This window comes from Ornithinibacillus gellani (assembly GCF_003730295.1).
Lineage (GTDB): Bacteria > Bacillota > Bacilli > Bacillales > Amphibacillaceae > Ornithinibacillus_A > Ornithinibacillus_A gellani.
Map to the genome: position 1 here is coordinate 35,422 of NZ_QTSZ01000016.1, position 22,407 is coordinate 57,828.

At 40.0% G+C, this 22,407-nt stretch carries 20 protein-coding genes, 2 tRNA genes, 2 rRNA genes and 1 pseudogene; 9 read left to right on the plus strand and 16 right to left on the minus strand.

The window, feature by feature from the left end; genetic code table 11:
* Positions 1-23: 23 nt before the first annotated feature.
* The 5 genes from DX933_RS04005 to DX933_RS04025 form a co-directional block, all read right to left on the minus strand.
* Positions 24-848, minus strand: a complete 825-nt coding sequence (locus tag DX933_RS04005) for a sugar phosphate isomerase/epimerase family protein (protein ID WP_123315197.1) — start codon at positions 846-848, stop codon at positions 24-26.
* Positions 849-865: 17 nt separating this feature from the next.
* Positions 866-2,032, minus strand: coding sequence for a dihydrodipicolinate synthase family protein (locus DX933_RS04010; RefSeq protein WP_123315198.1), 1,167 nt, complete (start codon positions 2,030-2,032; stop codon positions 866-868).
* 12 nt (positions 2,033-2,044) lie between these two features.
* Positions 2,045-3,196: a Gfo/Idh/MocA family protein gene (locus tag DX933_RS04015; RefSeq protein ID WP_123315199.1), complete on the minus strand. Its 1,152-nt coding sequence runs from the start codon at positions 3,194-3,196 to the stop codon at positions 2,045-2,047.
* Between the two features lie 141 nt (positions 3,197-3,337).
* Complete coding sequence (locus DX933_RS04020) at positions 3,338-4,147, minus strand: helix-turn-helix transcriptional regulator (protein ID WP_123315200.1); 810 nt, start codon at positions 4,145-4,147, stop codon at positions 3,338-3,340.
* Between the two features lie 174 nt (positions 4,148-4,321).
* Positions 4,322-5,281, minus strand: a complete 960-nt coding sequence (locus tag DX933_RS04025) for a lytic polysaccharide monooxygenase (protein ID WP_223805868.1) — start codon at positions 5,279-5,281, stop codon at positions 4,322-4,324.
* A gap of 376 nt (positions 5,282-5,657) precedes the next feature.
* On the opposite strand from DX933_RS04025, the gene DX933_RS04030 reads away from it, so the two are divergent.
* The 6 genes from DX933_RS04030 to DX933_RS04055 all read left to right on the plus strand — a co-directional run bounded on the left by DX933_RS04030 (position 5,658) and on the right by DX933_RS04055 (position 10,344).
* Positions 5,658-7,310 (plus strand): alkaline phosphatase, encoded by a 1,653-nt coding sequence (locus DX933_RS04030; protein WP_123315201.1) that lies wholly within the window; start codon positions 5,658-5,660, stop codon positions 7,308-7,310.
* A gap of 84 nt (positions 7,311-7,394) precedes the next feature.
* Positions 7,395-8,495, plus strand: coding sequence for a glycerophosphodiester phosphodiesterase (locus DX933_RS04035; RefSeq protein ID WP_123315202.1), 1,101 nt, complete (start codon positions 7,395-7,397; stop codon positions 8,493-8,495).
* A 45-nt stretch (positions 8,496-8,540) separates the two neighbouring features.
* The gene (gene sipW / locus DX933_RS04040; RefSeq protein ID WP_123315203.1) at positions 8,541-9,098 is read left to right on the plus strand and encodes a signal peptidase I SipW; all 558 of its coding nucleotides are present in this window, start codon (positions 8,541-8,543) and stop codon (positions 9,096-9,098) included.
* 31 nt (positions 9,099-9,129) lie between these two features.
* Positions 9,130-9,717, plus strand: a complete 588-nt coding sequence (locus tag DX933_RS04045; protein ID WP_123315204.1) for a CalY family protein — start codon at positions 9,130-9,132, stop codon at positions 9,715-9,717.
* Between the two features lie 198 nt (positions 9,718-9,915).
* Positions 9,916-10,083: a YtzI protein gene (gene ytzI / locus DX933_RS04050; protein WP_123315205.1), complete on the plus strand. Its 168-nt coding sequence runs from the start codon at positions 9,916-9,918 to the stop codon at positions 10,081-10,083.
* Positions 10,084-10,119: 36 nt separating this feature from the next.
* Positions 10,120-10,344: a hypothetical protein gene (locus DX933_RS04055; protein ID WP_123315206.1), complete on the plus strand. Its 225-nt coding sequence runs from the start codon at positions 10,120-10,122 to the stop codon at positions 10,342-10,344.
* 71 nt (positions 10,345-10,415) lie between these two features.
* Here the strand turns inward: DX933_RS04055 and DX933_RS04060 are convergent, their stop codons facing one another.
* Both DX933_RS04060 and DX933_RS04065 read right to left on the minus strand, forming a co-directional pair.
* Positions 10,416-11,657, minus strand: a complete 1,242-nt coding sequence (locus DX933_RS04060; protein ID WP_123315207.1) for an MFS transporter — start codon at positions 11,655-11,657, stop codon at positions 10,416-10,418.
* 40 nt (positions 11,658-11,697) lie between these two features.
* Positions 11,698-12,438 carry a nucleoside phosphorylase gene (locus DX933_RS04065; protein ID WP_123315208.1) on the minus strand — a complete coding sequence of 247 codons (741 nt, stop codon included), beginning with the start codon at positions 12,436-12,438 and terminating at the stop codon, positions 11,698-11,700.
* A gap of 169 nt (positions 12,439-12,607) precedes the next feature.
* On the opposite strand from DX933_RS04065, the gene DX933_RS04070 reads away from it, so the two are divergent.
* Positions 12,608-13,468 carry a PucR family transcriptional regulator ligand-binding domain-containing protein gene (locus DX933_RS04070; RefSeq protein ID WP_190279409.1) on the plus strand — a complete coding sequence of 287 codons (861 nt, stop codon included), beginning with the start codon at positions 12,608-12,610 and terminating at the stop codon, positions 13,466-13,468.
* A 143-nt stretch (positions 13,469-13,611) separates the two neighbouring features.
* On the opposite strand, the pseudogene DX933_RS18860 reads toward DX933_RS04070, so the two are convergent.
* Positions 13,612-15,180, minus strand: a pseudogene (locus DX933_RS18860) (IS3 family transposase).
* A gap of 86 nt (positions 15,181-15,266) precedes the next feature.
* Between DX933_RS18860 and DX933_RS04090 the strand changes: the two are divergent.
* A complete protein-coding gene (locus DX933_RS04090) occupies positions 15,267-15,968 on the plus strand; it encodes a PucR family transcriptional regulator (protein WP_223805870.1) in 702 nt (233 codons plus the stop codon).
* Between the two features lie 165 nt (positions 15,969-16,133).
* Positions 16,134-16,472 carry a YjgN family protein gene (locus tag DX933_RS04095; protein WP_190279411.1) on the plus strand — a complete coding sequence of 113 codons (339 nt, stop codon included), beginning with the start codon at positions 16,134-16,136 and terminating at the stop codon, positions 16,470-16,472.
* 213 nt (positions 16,473-16,685) lie between these two features.
* Here the strand turns inward: DX933_RS04095 and DX933_RS04100 are convergent, their stop codons facing one another.
* From DX933_RS04100 to DX933_RS04135, 8 genes are all read right to left on the minus strand, one after another.
* Positions 16,686-17,735: a MupG family TIM beta-alpha barrel fold protein gene (locus tag DX933_RS04100; RefSeq protein ID WP_190279412.1), complete on the minus strand. Its 1,050-nt coding sequence runs from the start codon at positions 17,733-17,735 to the stop codon at positions 16,686-16,688.
* Positions 17,728-19,179 (minus strand): PTS transporter subunit EIIC, encoded by a 1,452-nt coding sequence (locus DX933_RS04105; protein ID WP_123315215.1) that lies wholly within the window; start codon positions 19,177-19,179, stop codon positions 17,728-17,730. Before DX933_RS04105 ends, DX933_RS04100 begins: the two co-directional genes overlap by 8 nt.
* Positions 19,180-19,204: 25 nt before the next feature.
* Complete coding sequence (gene murQ, locus DX933_RS04110) at positions 19,205-20,095, minus strand: N-acetylmuramic acid 6-phosphate etherase (protein WP_123315216.1); 891 nt, start codon at positions 20,093-20,095, stop codon at positions 19,205-19,207.
* Positions 20,096-20,941, minus strand: a complete 846-nt coding sequence (locus DX933_RS04115) for a MurR/RpiR family transcriptional regulator (RefSeq protein WP_123315217.1) — start codon at positions 20,939-20,941, stop codon at positions 20,096-20,098.
* 796 nt (positions 20,942-21,737) lie between these two features.
* A tRNA-Thr gene (locus DX933_RS04120) sits at positions 21,738-21,810 on the minus strand.
* Positions 21,811-21,817: 7 nt separating this feature from the next.
* A tRNA-Asn gene (locus DX933_RS04125) sits at positions 21,818-21,892 on the minus strand.
* A 99-nt stretch (positions 21,893-21,991) separates the two neighbouring features.
* A 5S ribosomal RNA gene (rrf, locus tag DX933_RS04130) occupies positions 21,992-22,107 on the minus strand.
* A gap of 128 nt (positions 22,108-22,235) precedes the next feature.
* A 23S ribosomal RNA gene (locus DX933_RS04135) occupies positions 22,236-22,407 on the minus strand; the annotation flags it as partial.

A 22,407-nucleotide genomic window follows, 5' to 3' on the forward strand; every position in this document is an offset into this window, starting at 1 on the left:
AAACGAACCATGCTGCCCTAGCATTATACATGTTTCAAAAAGCGGTCTTTGATTGTAGCAAGCACATCATCGCCCGGCTGATCCCAAATCGATTGATTTATAATTTCCACCTCAATTGGTCCGTGATAGCCAGCCTTTTCCACCGCTTGACGGATGCGACGGATTTCAATGACCCCATCCCCCATCATGCCACGTCCTTTAAATAAATCTGGTACGGGTACAATCCAATCCGACACATGAAAACCGAGGATATTTCCAGCTGCTCGTTCGATTTCCTGATACAAATGCGGGTCCCACCACACATGGAATACGTCTACAATGACACCAACCTGATCCGGGCTAAATTTTTCAGCAATGGTATTTGCTTGATTAAGGGTGACAATTACTGACCGATCAGCAGCATACATGGGGTGAAGTGGCTCAATCCCTAATTTGACACCATGTGATGCGGCAAATGGGGCTAATTTTTCAATACCTTCCTCCACCCATTTCCTTGATGTATCGATATCTTTATCTGGAGCCGCACCACAGACGAGCACCAAAACATCTGCACCAAGCTCTGCAGCTTCCTCGACAGCTAATTTATTATCATCTAAATTTTCCTGACGTTTTGCTGTAGTGCTTGCTGGAAACATACCACCCCGACATAGGCTGGAAACCTGCAGGCCTGCATCCCGAATCATTCGCTTGCTTTCCTTGAGGCCCAGTTCATGCACCTTGTGACGCCACGGAGCAATCCACTGAATATCCGCACGTGCACAGCCTTCAATGGCTTCTTTTAAGCTCCAGTTTTCAGTCGTTATTTGGTTATGACTGATTTGTTGTAGTGATGGTGACGCTTTTGACATGCCAACACTTCCTTCCTTTATGATTCCACTCCGGCTAATGCCAGTACCGATTTCATTCGTTTTACCGCTAGCTCCTGGTCGACAAGCAAACCTGCTTGATCTGCCAGCACAAATAATTCCGATAAATGAATGATAGAACGCCAGCCTTCCGCACCACCAACCATGCGAAAATGGGATTGATGTCCATTTAAATAGGCCATGAATACAATTCCTGTTTTATACGCATAGGTGGGTGCCTGGAAAATATGCCTCGCTATCGGGACCGTTTTATCAAGCAATGTTCGATATGTCTTCATATCCCCCTGGTCTAATGCTTGCAATGCCGCAGCTGCAGCCGGAGCAATTGCATCAAAAATGCCAAGCAATGCGTGGCTATAGCCCTGCTCATCCCCTTGAATCAAATCGGGATAATTGAAATCATCCCCCGTATACATGTTGACCGTTTCTGGTAAAAGGCGTCGCATTTCTATTTCCCGTTGTTTATCGAGTAAGGAAATTTTTATGCCGTCAATTTTCTTCTCATTTTCGCGAATAATACGTAAACATACTGCCATCGCCTGGTCAATATCTTCATGTCCCCAATAGCCAGTTAATGCGGGATCGAACATATCTCCAAGCCAATGTAAAATCACGGGCTGCGATACTTCCTGCAATATTTTTCCGTACACATAAACATAATCATCCGGGGAAGTTACACATGCTGCCAATGCGCGGCTTGCCATCAGGATAATCTGTCCACCCACACCTTCAATATAGGAACATTGCGTCCGGTAAGCTTCCACAACATCCTCAAGTTGCATAGGTGCGTTTGGAGATAAATGATCGGTTCCAGCCCCACAAGCAATTCTGCCACCGACTGTTTTGGCTTCAGCAACTGATTTGGAGATTAGTTCCTTCGCGGTCTCCCAATTTAGCCCCATACCACGTTGTGCCGTATCCATCGCCTCGGCAACTCCCAATCCTTGGCTCCATAAATAATGACGGTATTGAAGGGTCGCCTCCCAATCTATGACACTATGATTAAGCGGATCCTGTCCTTGAAATGGATCCGCAACCACATGTGCTGCCGAAAACGCAATCCGCTTCGTAAATGGTCGATAGGTCACATCCGGCAACGACTGCCCTGTTAATGAATGTGTATATAATGCCCCACCCCGCTGCGGAAGCTTTAACTGATTTGCCAATATAAGCTCCCCCTATCCTTTTAATTCCGGTACGTCAATCCAGCGCCGCTCCTGCCAAGATTGTAAAGCCAGCTCGGATAATTGCGTTCCCTTCGCACCTTCCAATAAATCCAAATCATATGCAGTATCTTCAGCCACATGCTTTAAAAACATTTCCCATTGCACCTTAAATGCATTGTCAAATTCCGTATTTGCCGGAACCTCCTGCCATTGGGATTGAAAATCAAATGGATTCGGAACATCCGGATTCCAAACTGGTTTCGGGGTATTGACACGATGCTGAATCTTGCAATCACGTAATCCAGCAACAGCACTACCTTCCTTGCCATCTACCTGAATCGTGAGTAAATCTTCTCTGTTCACACGTACGGTCCAAGAGGAGTTGGCTTGCACAATAACACCATTTTCCAATTCAAAGGTTCCATATGCAGCATCATCTGCTGTTGCCTGATAAGCATCTCCGTTTTCATCCACACGTTCCGGGATATGGGTTGCACCTAGGCAGGAAACTGCTTTAATATCGCCGAATAAATGCTTGATCACATAACGCCAATGGGCAAACATATCGACAATAATTCCGCCGCCCTCTTCTTTTTTATAATTCCAGGATGGCCGCTGACATGTTTGCCAATCTCCTTCAAATACCCAATAGCCAAATTCCATCCGAACAGAATAAATATCCCCAAAAAAGCCTGAGTCAATCAGTCGTTTCAGCTTTAATAAACCAGGTAAAAATAATTTATCCTGGACGACACCATTTTTGACACCTGCTTGCTTGGCTAGCTGCACAAGCTCTAATGCTTCCTCTGTGCTTTCCGCTGTTGGTTTCTCGCAATATATATGTTTTCCAGCTGCGATAGCCTGTTTAATACCTGCTGCCCGTCGGTTGGTCGTTTGTGCATCAAAATATATTTCATTATATTCATCTGCCAATGCTTCATCGAGATTTGTCGTCCAACGCGACAATCCGTATTGCTCCGCAAGCTCCTGCAGTCGATGTGGACGTCTGCCAACTAAAATAGGATCTGGCATAAGATAATCCCCATTCTGCAGTGGGATCCCACCTTCTTCCCTTATTGCAACGATGGAACGAATCAAATGCTGATTGGTGCCCATCCTTCCAGTTACCCCATTCATGATGACGCCGATATGTTGTTTCGCCATTCCTTCATCTCCCTCATTCATCTTCTTAGCCCTATGTTATTTCAATTTGAATGCGTTTTCTTATAACAACAAGTGATAGATTATCAATTTCGGAAATGAAAAAAGAAAGAAGGAAAATAAAAACCATAATGACACATGGCATCACGTATCATTATGGTTATAGGAGGTTCGATATTTTTTTGGTGAAATATGTGTGTAACGGTTAAACGTTCGATAAAAGGTGGAAAGTGACTCAAAGCCTACTTCAAAGCAAATGGAGATAATATCATTATTTGTTTCCAACAACAACTTTTTCGCGGCTTCAATTCGAACTTCTGTGAGATATTGTAATGGCGTCATATTGTATTGCTCTTTAAAAATCGTGTTCACATGCCGGATACTATAACCAAGTCGAGAAGAGATATCTCCTGCATTCATCACATTAAAATAATTGGTATCAATATATTTCTTAAGTTTTTCTGCCCGTAATGTATTCGCATCGGTAATAATCGATTCTTGTAATGCATTACAAAGCAAATACAAGATTTCTAATAGATAGACTTCCAATCCCATTCGTTGAAAAGCATGATCTAATGATTGCTGATAAAGCATTTTACGCAAAAGCTGCCGGATCCCCATTGCTTCGAATTCACTTACCACAATCAATTGTGAGTCATGCAAATAATCATGCAACAGCTTCTGGTGGATAGCGGATTCCAAAACAGTCGGATGAAATTCCAACACCAATATAGCAAGCTTACTATGTGCCAAAATAGAGTGCTTGGAATAGGGCCGAATAAAAGCAACTTGATCTCGAGTTAGCAGATGTTTCTTGCCATCCATCGTAATTTCCCCTTCATCCTCCATGACATATAGAATTTGATAGGTTTCATGATAATGCTCTTTTACTTTATCTTGTTCCGAATGAATACTTTCATGCAGTTGTATCATGTGATCACTCCAACGACGCATCCTTCATCCCCCCTCTCATTTTTTTATCATATGTATGATTGTTTCGATAAAAACTACTTATTCGTATTATACCAAAACTGTCTGTTCACGAATAACCATGTATCATAAGACAAAAAAACAGAGCGACTCTCGACTATTTTTCGAGAATCGCTCGTCCGATCATATTACGCTAAGTTATCGCAGCACCCAAACACTCGCATCTCCCGGTGTTTCCCCCTGTGTCCACCAAAGCGCTTCATAGACTTTTCCGTCATAGATAATTAAATCACCTTTTGTATATACTAAACTCGCATTCCAAGCGGGCGCGGCTGGATCTTCTCCATCCCCTTCATCGCCACCGCTTTCTCCTTCACCAACGAGTGCCCATACATTGGATTCTCCTGGTGTATCACCCTGTGTCCACCATTGTGCGCGGTAAACTTTACCATCATAGGTTACCTCGTCACCACTTAAATACACACTGTTAGCATCCCAAGCTGGTGCATTAGGCTCTTCCGGCTCTTCTGGTTCCTCAGGCTCACCTGGTTCAACAAAGTCGCCATCAAAGTTCGCATCAATCACCTGGTAAAAAGCATTTGCTGTATCAGCAACTTCCCAATAAGCTAGGATAACATGGTATCCAGAACGGTCAGGTATGACACAATCATGCTCTACCTGAAAATCTGGACGTTTGCCACCATCATCAATCGAGCAAAACAGCTCTAAATCAGAACGCTTTAACGGCGAATTCGGATCCCAATCTTCTTTTGTAATATAGTAATCCCATTTTTCTGTCGCATGTGCAGCGGTTAGTGTCCAACTAAACGTGTAAGCACCACTTGACATACCAACCTTTGCCCAACGATCTTCACCCTGCTCGTCCAGCTCAGGAAAAACGCCTCCACCACTAGCAATTTGTCCATCAGGAACGCCAGCATTCGGGAAGTCTCCCGGTCCTTCAATACTTTGTGGCTCATACACTACTGCTCCACAATCTTTATTAACACCTTCTTGACATAACACAGCTCTACTGCTCGGGCCATCGACATAACCATGGGCAGAAACATTCATGCTAAAACCCAACGTAAGCGCTAACATTATAAACCCGCCAATGATCACGTAAATCGGATTCATCTTTACTGAACGCAATTCCAAAATAAATCAGCCTCCAATTTGTTATTTTTTGTTACACTCCTATTCATTCACAAATGGTCATTACATTTTTTAATAGGGTATAACATTATAATGTTATAATATAGGAACTTTTCACATGATAAAAGAGTCAGAATGCTTATATTTAGAATGATTTTCAGTAGAACTTATTAACTACCAATCTCAAAAACACCAAAAATACAGCTTATGAAAAGACGCAATCCATCTATTCAGACTGCCTTTATTCGACAAATTGCTTGTTAGGCATAAAGTATGATTTTACTGAATTTACAGCTTATTAACGATAAATCAATATAGCTTTAACAATCCCTTGTTAACGTTGAAAGTGAAAGAAAAAACAATAATCGGAGGGATTGAAATGAAGAAGCATGTGAAAAAGCTAGTTGGAATTACACTAGCTGGGGCATTATGTACATCAGCTGCCCTTGGGATGGTAAGTTCCAGTTCAGCAAAAGAAAATCTACATACCATCGAGTCAGAAAACAATGCCAAAAATGTGATCCTGCTCATCGGGGATGGAATGGGGCAAACGCAAGTATCTGCGGCAGCCTACTTTCAAGGGGAAGGTTATGGTGCAACTGAGTTAGCTATGGATCAGTTTACAAATGTTGGCTATGCCAGGACGTTCTCACATGACAATACGGTAACTGATTCCGCCGCAGCAGCTACCGCTTTCTCAGCAGCACATAAAACTGATAATGGCGTATTGGGAATGGCTCCTGAGAACGAAGAACACCACGAAGATGAGGAACACTTTGATGTAGAAACAGTCCTAGAAGCCGCAGAGAAAAAAGGAATGTCCACCGGCCTGGTAACTACTGCACGCATCACCCATGCAACTCCAGCTGCATTTGCTTCCCATATCGGAAGCCGTGATGAGGAAAATAGTATTGCCGAGCAAATGCTAATTGATCACGACATTGACGTGTTACTTGGCGGTGGGAAAAGACATTTCCTTCCAAAAGAGGAAGGCGGCAAACGAGAAGATGGAAAAAATCTACTCCAAGCTGCAAATGAAAAAGGCTATAAACTGATTGAAAATGAAGCTGCATTAGAAAATACGGACGCAGAGAAGATGCTTGGGCTTTTCAATAACAGCCATATGACCTATGAGTTGGACAGAGATTTAACAGAGGAACCAAGTCTTGAATTGATGACTACGAAGGCATTGGATAATCTGGAGAAAAATGATAATGGATTTTTCCTGATGGTAGAAGGTGGCCGAATTGATCATGCAGGCCATGCCAATTATCCAGCAACCAATATTCACGAAACCATCGCCTTTGATCAAGCTGTCGCAGCTGCACTCGATTACGCTAAAAAGGATAAAAACACACTTGTCATTGTCTCCGCAGATCACGAAACTGGCGGCATGTCCATTGGTGCAAATGGTGTTTATGGATTTGAGAAAGACGTTATTAGCCAAGTAAACAGATCGCCGGAATTTATCAGCAAACAATTGAACAAGGACTATTCCAATATGGAAGAAGTCATGGCTGAATTCGTTGGCATCACAGATCTAAAGGAACAAGAAAAACAATCCATTCGCGAGAGCAAGGATACAGCTGCTGCCATTGCACATATCATTAGCGAGCGCGCACTTATTGGCTGGACGACAACTGGCCATACTGCAGTAGATGTTCCTGTCTATGCCTATGGACCGTTATCAGAACAGCTAGTAGGTACCATTGATAATACGATGATTGCAGAAGTGATAAGTAAAGCCATCCCAGAGCCAAATACGGAATCGGCAAAGGACTTACAGGCACAGATTCAAACGATGCAGGAGAACGATAAAATCACCTCCGAAAAAGCAGCACGTTCGCTCCTTCTGCATGTACAAACAGTCATTCAATTTGAAGAAAAAGAAGCCTCCCAAAAGGTTATCAAACATTTAACAAGTTTTAAAGCATTATTAGACCACGTAAAAGAAAAGAATGAAATCTCAAGCGAAGCCTATGAAACGTTAATGAAGGATACAGAAGCATTAATAACCAAATGGGATAAATAAATCAGTGCGGGTCTTGCAGCCAGTTAATCGGGATAAAATCTATGAAAATAGGAAACTGTAAAAGCCAATGACAGGAGGAAGCAAATGAATTCAACTTACCGGAAAGCCGTTTTATTTGCAGTCGTATCTTTTATGGGGTTGGTCATTTTCTTACCGGCCTCTCCAGCTTTAGCGAGTGATACACTCACATCCAAGCGAACAGAGGTTATGAATATTGCCCATCGCGGGGCATCTGGTCAAGCTCCGGAAAATACCATTGCGGCATTTGATAGATCCATTGCATATGATGCAGACTTTTTCGAGCTTGATGTCCAAATGACAAAGGATGGTAAATTGGTTCTCATTCATGATACAACCGTTGATCGCACAACAAATGGTACTGGCGCGGTAAAGGACCTTACTTTTGATGAAATAAGAGCACTCGATGCTGGCAGCTGGTTTGATGCATCCTTCGCAGGTGAAAAAGTTCCAACCCTTGAGGAAGCGTTAGATCGATATCAAGATAAAATTGGCATCCTCATTGAGCTAAAAGATCCACATCTATATCCAGGAATAGAACAAAAAGTGGCAGATGCATTAATAGAGCGTAATTTACACCAAGCTGAAAACATCATTGTACAATCCTTTAATTGGGATGTGGTCCAATCCTTTCATGACATCCTGCCCGCTGTTCCTACAGGGGTATTGGTTAGCAGTGGACAAACGATAGATGGCGAGATTACAAATGAACAATTAATGAGCTTTTCGGCATACGCTGATTTTGTTAATCCGAATAAGAGCTTGCTCAATCAAGACACGGTCAATCGCATTCACGAGCACGAACTGAAAACCTGGCCATATACGATAAAAGATCGAAAATGGGTGGAGCGGCTTATGGAATGGGGGGTTGACGGAATCATTACCGACTATCCCATATTCGTGAACACCACAGCAAGTGCCAACAACATGAAAACATTAGTCGAACGCTTTGAAGGAAAGGAATTAACGCGTGATGATGCACAAGATATCAAGCTGCACCTCAGTGCCATCAGCCATTACGAGCAACATGATAAGGGTGAAAAAGTCGTCAAACACTTAAATAGTTTACTAGCTTTACTCGATTACCAGCTGGATCATCATTTATTATCCAAACGTGCGTATGACATTTTACAAGGTGAAGTACATTACTTACTGGAAAAATGGTGATTATGGGACAGGAATAAACATGTTTTGTAAAAGGAGCCGAATGGGATGAAAGCAAAACGGGTGGTTAGAGCCATCGGGAATAGTATGATGACATTCCTCATGATTGCCCTCGTTGTGACATTATTTTTTGTCCTCATTATGAAGGCATCAGGAGGGCAAGCAAGTATATTTGGTTATCAAGTCAAAACGGTTCTCTCCGGTTCCATGGAGCCATTATTTCAGACCGGTTCCATCATTACAATCAAGGAGACAGACACCGATCATACGTTTAAAAAAGATGATGTGATTACCTTTACAACGGGAGAAAACATCGTCGTTACCCACCGAATCATAGATGTAAAGGAAGCGGATCAGCTTTATATCACAAAGGGAGATGCCAATGATGCACCAGATATGGAAGCTGTTTCCCCTGCCCAAATCATTGGGGCTTACACAGGATTTACCATCCCATACATTGGTTATATCCTGCATGCTGCTAATACAAATGAAGGAGCGGCACTTATCCTGGTGATCCCTGGTATATGCTTTCTATTGTATTCCATATTCACGATTCGCAATGCATTACAATCAATAAACCAAAAAGAAGCAACAAAACCACTATAACCATAACCAAAAAAATGGAGGTTGATGAATCATGGGAATCAAAAAACAACTTGCTACAGGAATGTTAACGGCTGCACTCGGTTTATCTTTAGTAGGTGGAGGAACCTATGCCTATTTCAGCTCTTCTGCAGAGACCAATAATACATTTGCAGCAGGTACACTCAATTTAACGGTTAATCCAGAAGCAATTATTGAAGTAGATAGCTTGAAGCCTGGAGATTCGATCATTCGCGATTTCGAATTGAAAAATGACGGGACATTAAATATCGAAAAAGTACTGCTGGAAACGAATTATGAAGTAATAGATGCCAATAACGATAACACAGAGGATTTTGGCGACCATATCGAAGTAGAGTTTTTGTATAACGCTGATAAGATGGATGAGGTTATTTACCAAACTACATTGGCAGAATTGAAAGACATGACACCGGAAGCTGTGAATGAAAATGTCTTTATTCCAGCTTTTGGTGAAAAAGGGTTAGAAGCCGGCACAAGTGATGACTTGGTTGTCAAATTTAACTTTGTAGACAATGGGGAAGATCAGAACCAATTTCAAGGCGATTCCCTTCAACTGGAGTGGAAATTTACTGCACAACAAGGAACTGGTGAAGAAAAATAATTTCATATAACAAAAAAGGAAGTAGAGATCGAGTCGGTCTCTGCTTCTTTTTTTTGTTTTCCAATCACCCTTTATCGACTGTAATATAAATGTGAGAAAACGTTCACAAAAAAATAATGAATCCATGATATAATGATGGTTAAACATAAATCATTTAATTATGGGATGGACAATACCAAATTAAAGGGGAAAGAAAATATGATTATGACTTCCATCGTAGTTAGTTTGTTATTTACAATTATTGTTTTGTGGTTAACGTTAATTACGATTTCGAAAGGGTATGGACTCAAGCATACGATTGATCCATTAAATGAGGGCGACGAAGTGCGTGAGTATACCGACAAAGGAGATTACAGGGTAAAATAAGCACATTTATTATTCTACAACAAAGGACCAACAACAATGAAAAATAATCTTAGCCTAATCGAACAAGCCATTTTATTAGAGTTGGAAAGGGTACACCCTACACCTGTAAAAATCAAAGACCTCATAGCAAGTTACCGTGATTTTTATGAAATCAGAGATAATGTTTATTCGCTGAAGCATAAAAATTTAATCGATGAGGTAAACGGAGAATTTATGTTAAAAAACACCCACGAATTTGAATGTGTGGGCTGTGAAAGATGAAATGAAGCAATAACCACCCAATGCATGCCAGTTATGAATGCATTGGGTGGTTATTTTTTATACTTATGCTTTTACTGCGCCGCCTTCTTCATCCCTTTTAGCGGAACATCGCGCATCGTCAATATAATGATTAACGAAATCAGATAAATTGCCGATAAGAACGTCATTGCCACGGTAATATTGAAGCTGTCCAAAAAATAACCAATGGCGATTGGTGATAGACCACCTATCGCTCTCCCCGTGTTGAAAATAACATTGTTAGCTGTACTTCTAGCATTCGTTGGATAGAAACTGCTAATCAATGCACCATATCCAGCATTCATCCCATTTGCAAAGAAACCAACAATCACGCCACCAATTAAAACCGTTACTGCACTATCTGCAAATACATATATAAACACCGAAATAGCTGAAGCAGTAAGGAAAATGCCATAAGACCATTTTGCACCGAAACGGTCTAATATTTGGCCAAAAAGCAGCATTCCCAGTATCATACCAACGATGGTACTAATCATCCAAAGAGACGAATCGGATATGCTTAAACCAATTTGTTTTTGCAAAATTGACGGCAGCCAATTCATGAGCCCAAAATAGCCTGCCACCTGTACACTCGACATAATCGTTAATGCAATCGTTGTGTACGTTGTTTTCGGTGAAGTAAACAATAGGGAAATGGTATTCTTTTCTTTTTTGTTCAGCATCGCCTGACGGTTTGCTTCCTTCCAATCATCGGTTTCATCTAAATTTCTTCTTACATAGTAGGCTAAGAATACAGGTAGAATACCAATGATGAATAGCGCACGCCAGCCGCCTAGAGGAATGATGATTGCAGCAGCTACCGCAGCAACAATCGCACCTAACTGACCACCTATTGTTACCCAGGAAGTCATCCGGCCGCGCTTTTCTTTTGGAAATGCCTCTGCAACCAAAGCCATTCCAATACCAAATTCACCACCACCGCCAACTCCAGCTAGGAAACGAAGAATATAAATCATCGACATATTACTGGCAAAAGCCATCAATGCAGTTGAAATAGCAAATAGGAAAATCGTATAAGTAAAGACACGAACCCTGCCAATCTTATCTGCCAAAATTCCAAATCCAATTCCCCCGACAAGCATCCCAATATTTGTAACAGAGGAAATAGCCCCACCAGCTGCAGATGAAATATTGAATTCCGTAATAATACTCGTTAAAACAAAGGATAGAAATAAAATATCCATCCCTTCTAATCCTAATCCAAGCATAGAGGAGGCTAGTACCTTCTTTTTATATCCTTTTTCTTGTTGACCAACTTTTTCTATGTTGTTCATTACATAATCCTCTTTTCCAATTTTGAAGTAGATGTACTATTTATGCGGTACAAGCATCTAATATTGCCTGTGCTGCTTTTTGATGCAGCTTTTGATAGGCTTCATCTGGAACCCATTCATCATTTGAGCGATTGACATGGATTACGAGACAATTTGCAGCAGGTATTTGATATAAAGATGCCAGCAAATATAAGATAGCCGTTTCCATCTCGTAATTGGTAATATGTCTATCCTTCCAGTAGTTCAACATGGAAGGATCAGGCTTTGGACCGTTTTCAATTTCGTGTGCACGTCCTTGTCCAAGATAATAGCTTTGGGTTGTCATGCCGATCCCGCTATGAACCTGAAATCCTGCATGCTTTATTTGCGTTTTAATGGTTTGCAATAAATCAAAGTCGGCAACAGCAGGATAATTATCATCTACATAATTGGCTAATATGCCTTTATCGCGTGCCATCGCATGATTAAGCATAATATCTCCTGTACGCATATTTGTTTCAAATGTGCCGCATCCACCAAGACGGATTAGCTTTTTCGCACCGCTTTGAATCAGCTCAATAACCGCTATTTCAGTAGATCCTAAGCCAATTCCAGTTGAACAAATAGAGACAATTTTTCCCTTCCATTTTCCAGATACCAAGATGAATTCCCGGTTCTCCAGAAGAAGTCTTGTATCTTCCCAGTTTTGTGATATGAGTTCTACACGTCCGGGGTCACCAACCAATAATGTAACTTCTCCTAAATCAGATGGCTGAATCGTTTTCAAATGCACATTTTCCATTACCATAGGCTCCTTCTTCATTCATGTCGACTGCATGATGTTTTCTGACAAATAGCGACGCTTTTAAAAGTTAAATAAAGTATAGTATGATGAAAAACAGAAAACAATTGCCCTAATAGGGAAATATCTTGATTATTTCTTACTATTTGGCGCATATGGAGGAATGTGTATGGTTAAAGTAAAAGATATTTTAAAAATAACGAGCATGCATAACAGCAGATTATTAACAGGGAAAAAAGGTGTACATCATAGCGTTTATGACATTTCAATCATGGAAACACCTGATTTTGAGGAATGGGCAAAACCCGGGACAGTTATGTTAACCAGCTTATATGCTACACAGGATTTTTCATATGAGCAGCAATTTGACTTCATCAAACGATTACATCACATGGAGATAGCTGCATGCATCATAAAAACAGAGAAATATGTTAAGAAGGTACCCAAAGGTATTATCGATGGCGGGATACATTATGGTATGCCAATCATCCAAATTCCTAAGGAAACATCCTATAATATAGTGACGAAAGAAGTCATGCAACTACTTTTTGATGAAGAAAATAAACGATTAAATTACTATCATAAATTATATGAAAAATTTTTAGCGCTTTCTTTGGATGGCTTGGAAACAGAGGATATCATCCATTCCTTAAAGAATATGATTGACCATTCTGTTGAATTTTATGAAAGCGATACGGCATATCACGTTCAGACGCCATTGCCATTAGCGGAGCACATCCCAGCGGAGCATATCAATGAATTTATTGTGGCGTATGATTCAGTCACAGCATATGTTGTTTCCATTCAGCTGGAAGGCCTGAAAAAAATGTACTTAACGATTCCTACACATACTGAAACGTTAACAAATCACGAGAAAATCGCCATACATGTTGCGGCTTCGTTTATTAAACTAACCTATATTAAAAACATAGCGATCCATAAACGAAATCAACAAAAATATGTCCAAACCATCCACAACCTTTTACATGATGTTGAATTGCCATATCGAAGCCGGTGTTTGTCAAGATAGTTGTCGCATTTGGTAGATTAGTTTTTGGAAAATGTATTGCTTCTGTTAAACTACCGCGCTTCGCTTGCTGCCCTAATTATTTGAAAAGAAAGGAAATTCATCTTTCATTTCAAATAATTAGGTTATGAGGCATTCTACCTGTATCAACTCGAAACAGAATTCACCTCTTCCTCCTGCATTGGGTTTAGTGCCACCTGTTTGTGTGGTGACCAATCTCTTATATCTCTTGCCCACCGCTCTGGATGCTTGTTTTTGGCCTTTTCATAGACAGTCACCCGGTTAGCTAACACGTCCCTATAGGTTCCATTGTGGCACTGTATTGGTGTAACGAAATTCAAACTGCTATGCAGGTGGATCTCATTGTACCAAGTGACAAACTGACTAGCCCATTTTCGTGCTTCTTCTAATGATGCATGATGTAAAGCCCTTGTGGGGAAATTCTGGTCTATACTTAAGCGTTCGGAACATCGCTTCCAAATATGGATTATCATTGCTGACTCTTGGTCTAGAAAATGAACTTTGTATGCCTAATGTTTCAAGCAATCCTTGGAACGTAGCCGCCTTCATGGGACTCCCATTGTCCGAGTGCAACACTAAAGGCTTCCCTTGTATTTTCTCTTTCATCACAGCTTTTTTCACAAGCTTCTCTGCGTACCGTGCTTCTTCTGTCTCCCATACTTCCCAACCAACAACCTTACGGCTGAATAGGTCAAGAATCAAATACAATCGGTAAAATAATCCTTTCACTGGTCCTCCAAGCCACGTAATATCCCATGTCCAAACTTGATTTGGTGCAGTTGCTAAATGACTTTCAGGAACCCGTTTCTTTGGCTTTGGACTACGTCCGCGATGGTTCTGCATTTGTTCCTTACGTAGGATACGATAAAAGGTAGATTCGGATGCAACATATTCCCCTTGATCGGCTAGGTGTGGCACAATTTGTGTGGGAGGTAGATCTGCATACTCCTTTTGATTAACAATTTCCAACACCCTGGATTTTTCTTCTTCCGAAAGTTTGTTTTTTGGCACTGGTCGTTTTGCGCAAGGACGTTGATCGACTTTCACACCACCTTCAGCAACCCAGCGCTGGTACGTTCGTACATGAATTTGTAGTTCCTGGCACGCTTTTGAAAGACGAGCCCCATTTCGGTTAGCCTCCTGAATTAATTCCACAGCCAAAGCGCGATTTGAAGGATCAATCATTCGTCCTCTTCTTCCCCCCAAATCGCTTGGGCCTTTTTTCTAAGAAGTAACAATGCTGCAGCCTCAGCCAGCGCCTTCTCCTTTTTCTTAAGATCTCTCTCCAATGTTTTTGAACGTTGTTTTTCTTCTTTTAACTGCCCGTTTAGTTGTTTAGACGCTTCAAAAACTTTTCCGTTTGCTTGCATACATGTTTGCTGCCAAGCAATAATCTGTTCCCGATATAAGCCTTTTTGACGGCAATATCCAGCTAATTCCTCCTCGTTCATGGCATACGTCTCCAGTACAATAAGGAACTTGTCTTCACTGCTCCACTTGTCGCTGGTCTGTCCGTTTCCTGGCGCTGCCACACCAGATTCTCTCGCTTCCTTACGCCATTTGTATAAAGACACATCGGAGATGCCAGTCTCCTCACTTATTTTGGACACCGATTCATTTTTGGGCGGCATCATTCGTTTTACAACCTTTGCTTTTTCCTCTTCAGAATAACGTATTCCATTTTTTCTTGTCATGACGATGACCTCCGTGTAATTTATTTAATCATACCACGTTTGCCTCGTACGACATCTATCCTAACAGAGGGGGAAGCCGACTAAATATACTTGATCGCCTCACACTTTCAGCTGAAAGTAATTTTGTAGTGATCATTGTTGAAACGTATACTTTTAACGCCAAATTGATGAATCTTTTTGAGGATCGGTTGACTTTAGCCTGGCACAGTGATTCCAAATTGATAAAGTATAAAAAGCAGGAAAATCAATTGGTTTTGATGTTTGATAAAAAGAGCGAGAACATACAAGAGGAAGTGTATCAACAGCTTTTATCCATGGATATAGCGCATTATGAGATTTACATTGGTATATCTGAAATGGTTAATCAGGAATTAGATTTCCCCAAAGCCTTTGATCAAGCAGAAGACGCATTAGCGTTAGGAAAGCAGTTATTTTCAAAGCACGGAAAGTATGTATACTCCTATCCGGATATGGGGATTTATAGAACATTTTCCATGCTGCAAAAGGAAGGTTCCTTGGATTATTATATAAATCCAAAGCTAAAAAAGATATGGAATACGGATGAGGCGAATAAAGATCAGCTGATACAAACATTACAAGTCTTCCTGGATGAAAAACAAAGATATAAAAACACCGCAGCAAAGCTTCATATCCATTGGAAAACAGTAAAAAATCGTATCACAAAAATAACCAAGATGACCGGGATACAATTAAATCGTCCCGAAGAAGCCCTGGACATTCATCTATCATTAAAATTGCTTACGTTTACTTCCGAGCAGAATATATGACAGCAGCAATCGTATGAATTTGCTTATACGGGCTAATGGTAAAATACAGCTAAAACATGTATAAATAAACGAGCACATAAATTTGTAATGGTGTTTTATTATAATGATAAATAACAGGAATATTATCGATTTAATTCAATAGAAAAATAGAAAGGGGAAAATGAAATGAATGAAGTTCAAACCATTCAAACCCATAAAGGCAGAACATCATTTTTTGATGGTGGTTTATTGCAGTATATCGGTTGGAAAATTCTTGGTATCTTGATTACTGTTATTACGCTCGGTATTTGTTATCCATGGTCCATTACAATGATTTATGGATGGAAGATTAATCATACCGTGATTGAAGGAAGACGTATGCAATTTAACGGCTCGGCAGTTCATCTTTTCGGAAACTGGATTAAATGGTGGTTCTTTACCGTTATTACACTAGGTATCTATGGTTTTTGGGTCTTTATTAAACTGGAGGATTGGAAAGCAAAGCATACGACTTTCGTAAATTAAATTTTGCAGAAACAATATAATCCGAAAATAGGATTGTGCTACTACTCGCTTAATCGCAATAGGTACAGGCCTTCATTGAAAATTAATAAAACCCGGACAACTACTAAAAAATATACAGTTGACCGGGTTTTGTATTAAGTTCACAATGCAATCATCATATAGTTTCGGTTGGGCTGAATTTCTGTCGTTTCTTTATTTTGTTTATTTTTATCATCAATCAGAACTTTTGACGAACCGGATTTTATCTCCATTTTTAATACAATCAACTAGAGGGACATATGATTCTACTATTCCTCCAATGACATTCACTCGCTCATCTTTTGGATAATGATTACGCATGATTTGAACCTCTCCCGAGTACCGTTGATATGCCTCATTATCCATCGTAATTTTTCCTCTGTTTCTTTCCGAACAATATTGTGCTTTTATCATTTTACCTTTGGAAGCAAATTCTCGCGATTCCTGCAATCGCATGATTCCGCTTGGTGAGTCAATGCGAATGGTGTACGTATGACCATACAAATATTCATAATTGGATTCAAACCTAACAGGAAGTGTAATAACCCTGTTTGCTCTATAATCTTCAATCATGTGTAACTGCTCGGAGGAAATACTTACATCACCAATAAAAACCTGATCAACAGAACTGTTTTTAATGAAGTCCAAATATGCAACATAAGGTAACAAATCACGATGACCCTCTAATGTTGGTAGACCTTCAAAAATTGGACCACGTAATATGTCATCACCTGAAATAAATGCCACAATTTGCGTAGACCCGTTTTGCTTGATTGCTTGATTGATTGTTTCAAACAACTGCCGATCCAACCCAGTCTCAGGCCTTGGATAAAAATTATGCATGGCATACAAACCTTGTGCTTCATAAGTAAATGGGTTAGCTAAATTTATCGTTGAAGCATTAAATGCAACTGGAATCTGCTTAGCAATTCTTTTTACCTCTTGTACATCAAAACCGTAATCTAAACGTAGCACAGAAACTCCCATTTCCTTGGCAAAGTGTAAAGGATCCTTTTGCCCAAAGATTTGCAGTGTTTTCGGTGATATATCTGCAATCACATTAAATTTATGTTGTTGAAGCCATTTACACATTGCCTTCGCCTTACCTACATATGCATCATTTATCTCTTCTGAAATATGAAATGAAGTAAAAATGTAGCTATTTTTATCTTTAAGCGCTTCTAAATTAAACATCTGGGATTCAAAAGTGGATACATATACAGAAAGCCCAAGTGGGTTAAGCATTTGCCACATCCTCTTTTTTAAGGAGAAGACGTGTCATAATAAAACCACCCGTATAAGCGATAAAGATACCAATAATATAATGAATCATTTTATCTGCATGCATCAAAGGAATAGCCACTAATCCTGATGGTCCCCATGCATTTGCCATAACATGCATCATCATCACATATGCGCCACCAAAACCTGCGCCAAGGCCTGCTGTAATAAATGGTTTACCAAGTGGTAAAGTAACACCATAAATTAAAGGTTCGCCAATACCTAGAATTCCAGCTGGTAATGCACCCGCGATAATTTGCTTCATGCGATGATTTCCTACTTTTTTACATATTAAATAAATAGCGATGGATGCTCCCACCTGTCCTGCACCGGCCATGGCTAATACTGGGAAAAGTGAAACACCACCAAGTAAATCCAATTGAATAGCATAGATCGGAATTAATCCATGATGTAGCCCAAGTAGTACCATTGGTAAAAATACAGCTGATAAAATATAACCAGAGATAATACTTACAATTGTATTATCGGATCCAATGATGACACTTAGCCCACTAACAAGCCAATCAGAAAATATCCCCGATAAAGGCATAATAATAAATACAAAGAGTGAAACGGTAATAAACAGGGTTACAACCGGTGTTACAATTAAATCCAATACATCAGGAACACGTTTACGTATGGCTTTTTCCAGCTTAGCCAAAATAAACACACCAAATATCACACCGATAATTCCACCTTTTCCAGTCGTTAAAATAGAGTTTAACGGTTCCTCCGCATCATATAGACCAAAGAGCTGTGAGAGTTCAACGAGAGGTGTAGCTATAGAAATAGCACCAATCATACCACCTAATGCTTCTGTTGCTCCAAAACGCTTTGCTGCACTTATTCCTGTAAAAATGGAGAAATATCCTAAAAATCCTGTACCGATTAAGGCAAATAATAATCTTGTTGCTTCCCAAAATTCAGCTGTCAGTGTTCCTTCCCCTTGAAGCGTACCAATTAAGCTACTGAATCCATTAAAAATACCCGCTGCAATGATGGCAGGTATCATTGGAATAAAAATACCACCAATTGTTTCAAGCGCGTTTTTTATTTTACCTTTCTTTTGTTTTTGTTTGATGGAAGCCTTATTTTCTTGCCAATCCTCCGTAACCGCTTGACTGTCATTTGTTACATTTGGACCGTCTTCTGCAGAAATATGATATCTTTCCAACAACAAATCTGTTGATTTCTTCGCTTTACCAGGCCCAACTATTATTTGAAGCGTATCCGCTTGAACAACACCTAGTACCCCAGCTAATTCTTTTATGCTGGCAACATCAACACGTTCCTCATCTATAATACGAATACGCATTCGAGTCATACAGTTGGTTGCTGATTGGATATTGCGCTTACCACCAATCAGCTCCACGATATCATCAATGAACTTCTCTTTTTCATTCGCCATTTAAATCCCACTCCCCCTCTGAATATTATTGTGTTTTTCTAATATGTCCTTTTGATTTCTGAAGCTTTTGCTTAGCAGTGGTTAGATCACAATCCAATAAAATCATGGTAATAGCCAGCTTCACACTACCTTCTGCCTCCTTTAATTTAGTTTGGGCTATATCTATATTTACTTCTGTTGCAGTCATAATGATGCGTAATGCCCTAACTTCCAGCTTTTCATTCGTTGTTTGTAAATCTACCATTAAATTTTTATAAGCCTTACCAATTCCAACCATGGAAATGGTAGAAATCATATTTATAATTAGCTTTTGTGCTGTAGCCGCCTTCAATCTAGTGGAACCAGTTAACACTTCAGGCCCAGTCATTACTTCTATAGGAATTGCGGCTATTTTTCCAATTTCAGAGTTCTGGTTACATGCGATAGCAACTGTCTGCACACCTATGGAATTAGCATAATTTAAAGCACCAATCACATAAGGTGTTCGACCACTTGCTGCAAGACCTACAACAACATCCTTTGATTGTAATTGAACATTTTTTAGATCCTGTACCCCCATTGCTTCGCTATCTTCCGCCCCTTCAACTGCTTTGACAAATGCCTTTTCACCGCCGGCAATAAGTCCAATTACTTGAGTCGGATCTGTACCAAATGTTGGTGGACATTCGACCGCATCTAGTACGCCGAGCCTTCCACTTGTTCCTGCTCCGACATAAATCAATCTACCCCCTTGGTTAAAAGCATCGATAACTACTTTTACCGCTTTCTCAATTTCTGGAAGGTGGTTCTCAATTTCCTTTGCAACCTGCTGATCTTCCTTATTCATAGTCTTTAATGCTTCTGCTACGGGCATTTGGTCCAAATTTAGTGTATTTGCATTTTGCTTTTCAGTTGTCATCGTATCTAAGTTAATCATTTAATGAGACTCCTTTTTAATCAGATTTTTCCCCAAGATTTCAATTGATTTTTCATAATGCATGTTTACATAAGTCGTATAAAGAATATCAATCAGATTCAGTTGGGAAATTCTCGAAGACATCGCCCCACTTCTGAAAGCGTATTCATTTGCAGCGACAAAAAGTCTATAATCTGCCATATCAGATATAGTGGTATCTCCATACTTGGTTATTGAAATAAGTTTTGCTTGGTTTTCCTTTACTGTTTTGGCACATTGGATCATTTCATCTGTCTCCCCAGAATAAGAAATAACAATTCCAACATCTTGTACCCCCATGTTCTTTGCTATCAGCAATTGAGTATGCCAATCTTCCGCAACATAAACCATCTTGTTAATTCGAGTAAATTTAAGCTGTGCATCCTTGGCAACAATTAAGGATGCTCCAATACCAAATAACACCAGCTTCTCACATCTATAAATGGATTTAACACACGCATCAATCACGTCATATTCGAGTAAACTCTCTGTTTCTTCTAATGATAAGATGTTCTTATTCGTTACCTTTTCGACAATTTCCTTGACACTGTCTATTTTTGTTACATCCGCCATTCTTTTGTTTTTATAGTTTTCTCTAACGGCTAGTTCAAAAAGGAGGGATTTTGAAAACTCCTTGTATCCATTAAATTTATTCTTCTTGCATAGCCGAATAATGGAAGCCGGTGAGGAAAACGTCCTTTCAGCCAATTGGTAAATGGTCAACTTTGATGTTTCTTCTGGGTTGGCTAGTATATAGGAGATAATTTCCTTTTCTGTTATTGTAGCCTGCCCATAAAATTCTTTTAATCGAATTGTTGCGATTTTCACTTGATTAGTCCTCCCTGCTATAAGTTCGATGATACCTATTATGAAACACAGTGACAATGGTATTAACAAATTATGAAATAAAGTTCCATATCCCGGTACTAATTAATTGTAACCCCTTTCACGAATGAAACATTTATTGTATTTTGTGAATAAAAGAAGGGAAAATACAATTTATAAAACGTTTCTTTAGCGATTGTTAGTTGAACCAATCAGGCCTTTACTGGCTGTTGATCCCCCACCTACAATTCTGGTTATCAACAAATACTCTTAATGTGGGGGGCTTACAGCCAGTTAATCTGTGATAAAGTGAAACTTCAATCAGTGGGGGTTTTTGCACTCCCCCCGCTGATTGTTAGTTGAACCAATCAGGCCTTTACTGGCTGTTGATCCCCCCTATAATTCTGGTTATCAACAAATACTCTTAATGTGGGGGGCTTACAGCCAGTTAATCTGTGATAAAGTGAAACTTCAATCAGTGGGGGTTTTTGCACTCCCCCCGCTGATTGTTAGTTGAACCAATCAGGCCTTTACTGGCTGTTGACCCCTATAATTCTGGTTATCAACAAATACTCTTAATGTGGGGGGCTTACAGCCAGTTAATCTGTGATAAAACCATAAAATTAAGCTAAAAAAGCATCGAATCAATATGATTTGATGCTTTTTTAGCTTAATTATCATGCATGAACTTTTCCAAACCAATAAATGAAAAATGGCTTCTTATTATTTATTCGCTACGTTAAATCAGCCAAAGAAATAAAAAAACGCTTCATCCTTTAAGGACAAGCGTCTATCGAAAAGCTTCCAACAGGATTTGAACCTGCGACCTCTTCCTTACCATGGAAGCGCTCTACCTGCTGAGCTATGGAAGCATAGAAATGGCTCCACAGGTAGGATTCGAACCTACGACCGATCGGTTAACAGCCGATTGCTCTACCACTGAGCTACTGTGGAATAAGAAGTTAAACTAATGATTAAATTGTATTACTTTATGTACCTTTACATCCAAACTTTATTATAGCAGTAAATAATAAATTAAGATACAAAAAAGCGGCCTGGCGGCGTCCTACTCTTGCAGAGGCGATGCCTCAACTACCATCGGCGCAGAAGAGCTTAACTACTGTGTTCGGTATGGGAACAGGTGTGACCTCTTCGCTATTGCTACCAGACCTGCAGGATACAGGTCATTCTAATATCCATAGAAGCGAATCCTTATGGATAGAATTTCCTTTTAATAAAAATTTATACCCTGAAAACCAAATAAGCGATCATTCAATGACATGTCAACCAAAATAAGTTAGTTAAGTCCTCGATCAATTAGTATCCGTCAGCTGCACGTGTCACCACGCTTCCACCTCGGACCTATCAACCTCATCGTCTTTGAGGGATCTTACTCACTTGAAGTGATGGGAAGTCTCATCTTGAGGGGGGCTTCATGCTTAGATGCTTTCAGCACTTATCCTTTCCAC

Bases quoted from the DNA above. Each gene is read 5' to 3' on its own strand.
- DX933_RS04055 (WP_123315206.1), top strand. From the start codon at position 10,120: ATGAAAAATAATCTTAGCCTAATCGAACAAGCCATTTTATTAGAGTTG.
- sipW (WP_123315203.1), top strand. From the start codon at position 8,541: ATGAAAGCAAAACGGGTGGTTAGAGCCATCGGGAATAGTATGATGACA.
- DX933_RS04065 (WP_123315208.1), bottom strand. From the start codon at position 12,438: ATGGAAAATGTGCATTTGAAAACGATTCAGCCATCTGATTTAGGAGAA.
- DX933_RS04005 (WP_123315197.1), bottom strand. From the start codon at position 848: ATGTCAAAAGCGTCACCATCACTACAACAAATCAGTCATAACCAAATA.
- DX933_RS04070 (WP_190279409.1), top strand. From the start codon at position 12,608: ATGGTTAAAGTAAAAGATATTTTAAAAATAACGAGCATGCATAACAGC.
- DX933_RS04105 (WP_123315215.1), bottom strand. From the start codon at position 19,179: ATGGCGAATGAAAAAGAGAAGTTCATTGATGATATCGTGGAGCTGATT.
- DX933_RS04035 (WP_123315202.1), top strand. From the start codon at position 7,395: ATGAATTCAACTTACCGGAAAGCCGTTTTATTTGCAGTCGTATCTTTT.
- DX933_RS04020 (WP_123315200.1), bottom strand. From the start codon at position 4,147: ATGCGTCGTTGGAGTGATCACATGATACAACTGCATGAAAGTATTCAT.
- DX933_RS04045 (WP_123315204.1), top strand. From the start codon at position 9,130: ATGGGAATCAAAAAACAACTTGCTACAGGAATGTTAACGGCTGCACTC.
- ytzI (WP_123315205.1), top strand. From the start codon at position 9,916: ATGATTATGACTTCCATCGTAGTTAGTTTGTTATTTACAATTATTGTT.
- murQ (WP_123315216.1), bottom strand. From the start codon at position 20,095: ATGATTAACTTAGATACGATGACAACTGAAAAGCAAAATGCAAATACA.
- DX933_RS04015 (WP_123315199.1), bottom strand. From the start codon at position 3,196: ATGGCGAAACAACATATCGGCGTCATCATGAATGGGGTAACTGGAAGG.
- DX933_RS04100 (WP_190279412.1), bottom strand. From the start codon at position 17,735: ATGCTTAACCCACTTGGGCTTTCTGTATATGTATCCACTTTTGAATCC.
- DX933_RS04030 (WP_123315201.1), top strand. From the start codon at position 5,658: ATGAAGAAGCATGTGAAAAAGCTAGTTGGAATTACACTAGCTGGGGCA.
- DX933_RS04095 (WP_190279411.1), top strand. From the start codon at position 16,134: ATGAATGAAGTTCAAACCATTCAAACCCATAAAGGCAGAACATCATTT.
- DX933_RS04060 (WP_123315207.1), bottom strand. From the start codon at position 11,657: ATGAACAACATAGAAAAAGTTGGTCAACAAGAAAAAGGATATAAAAAG.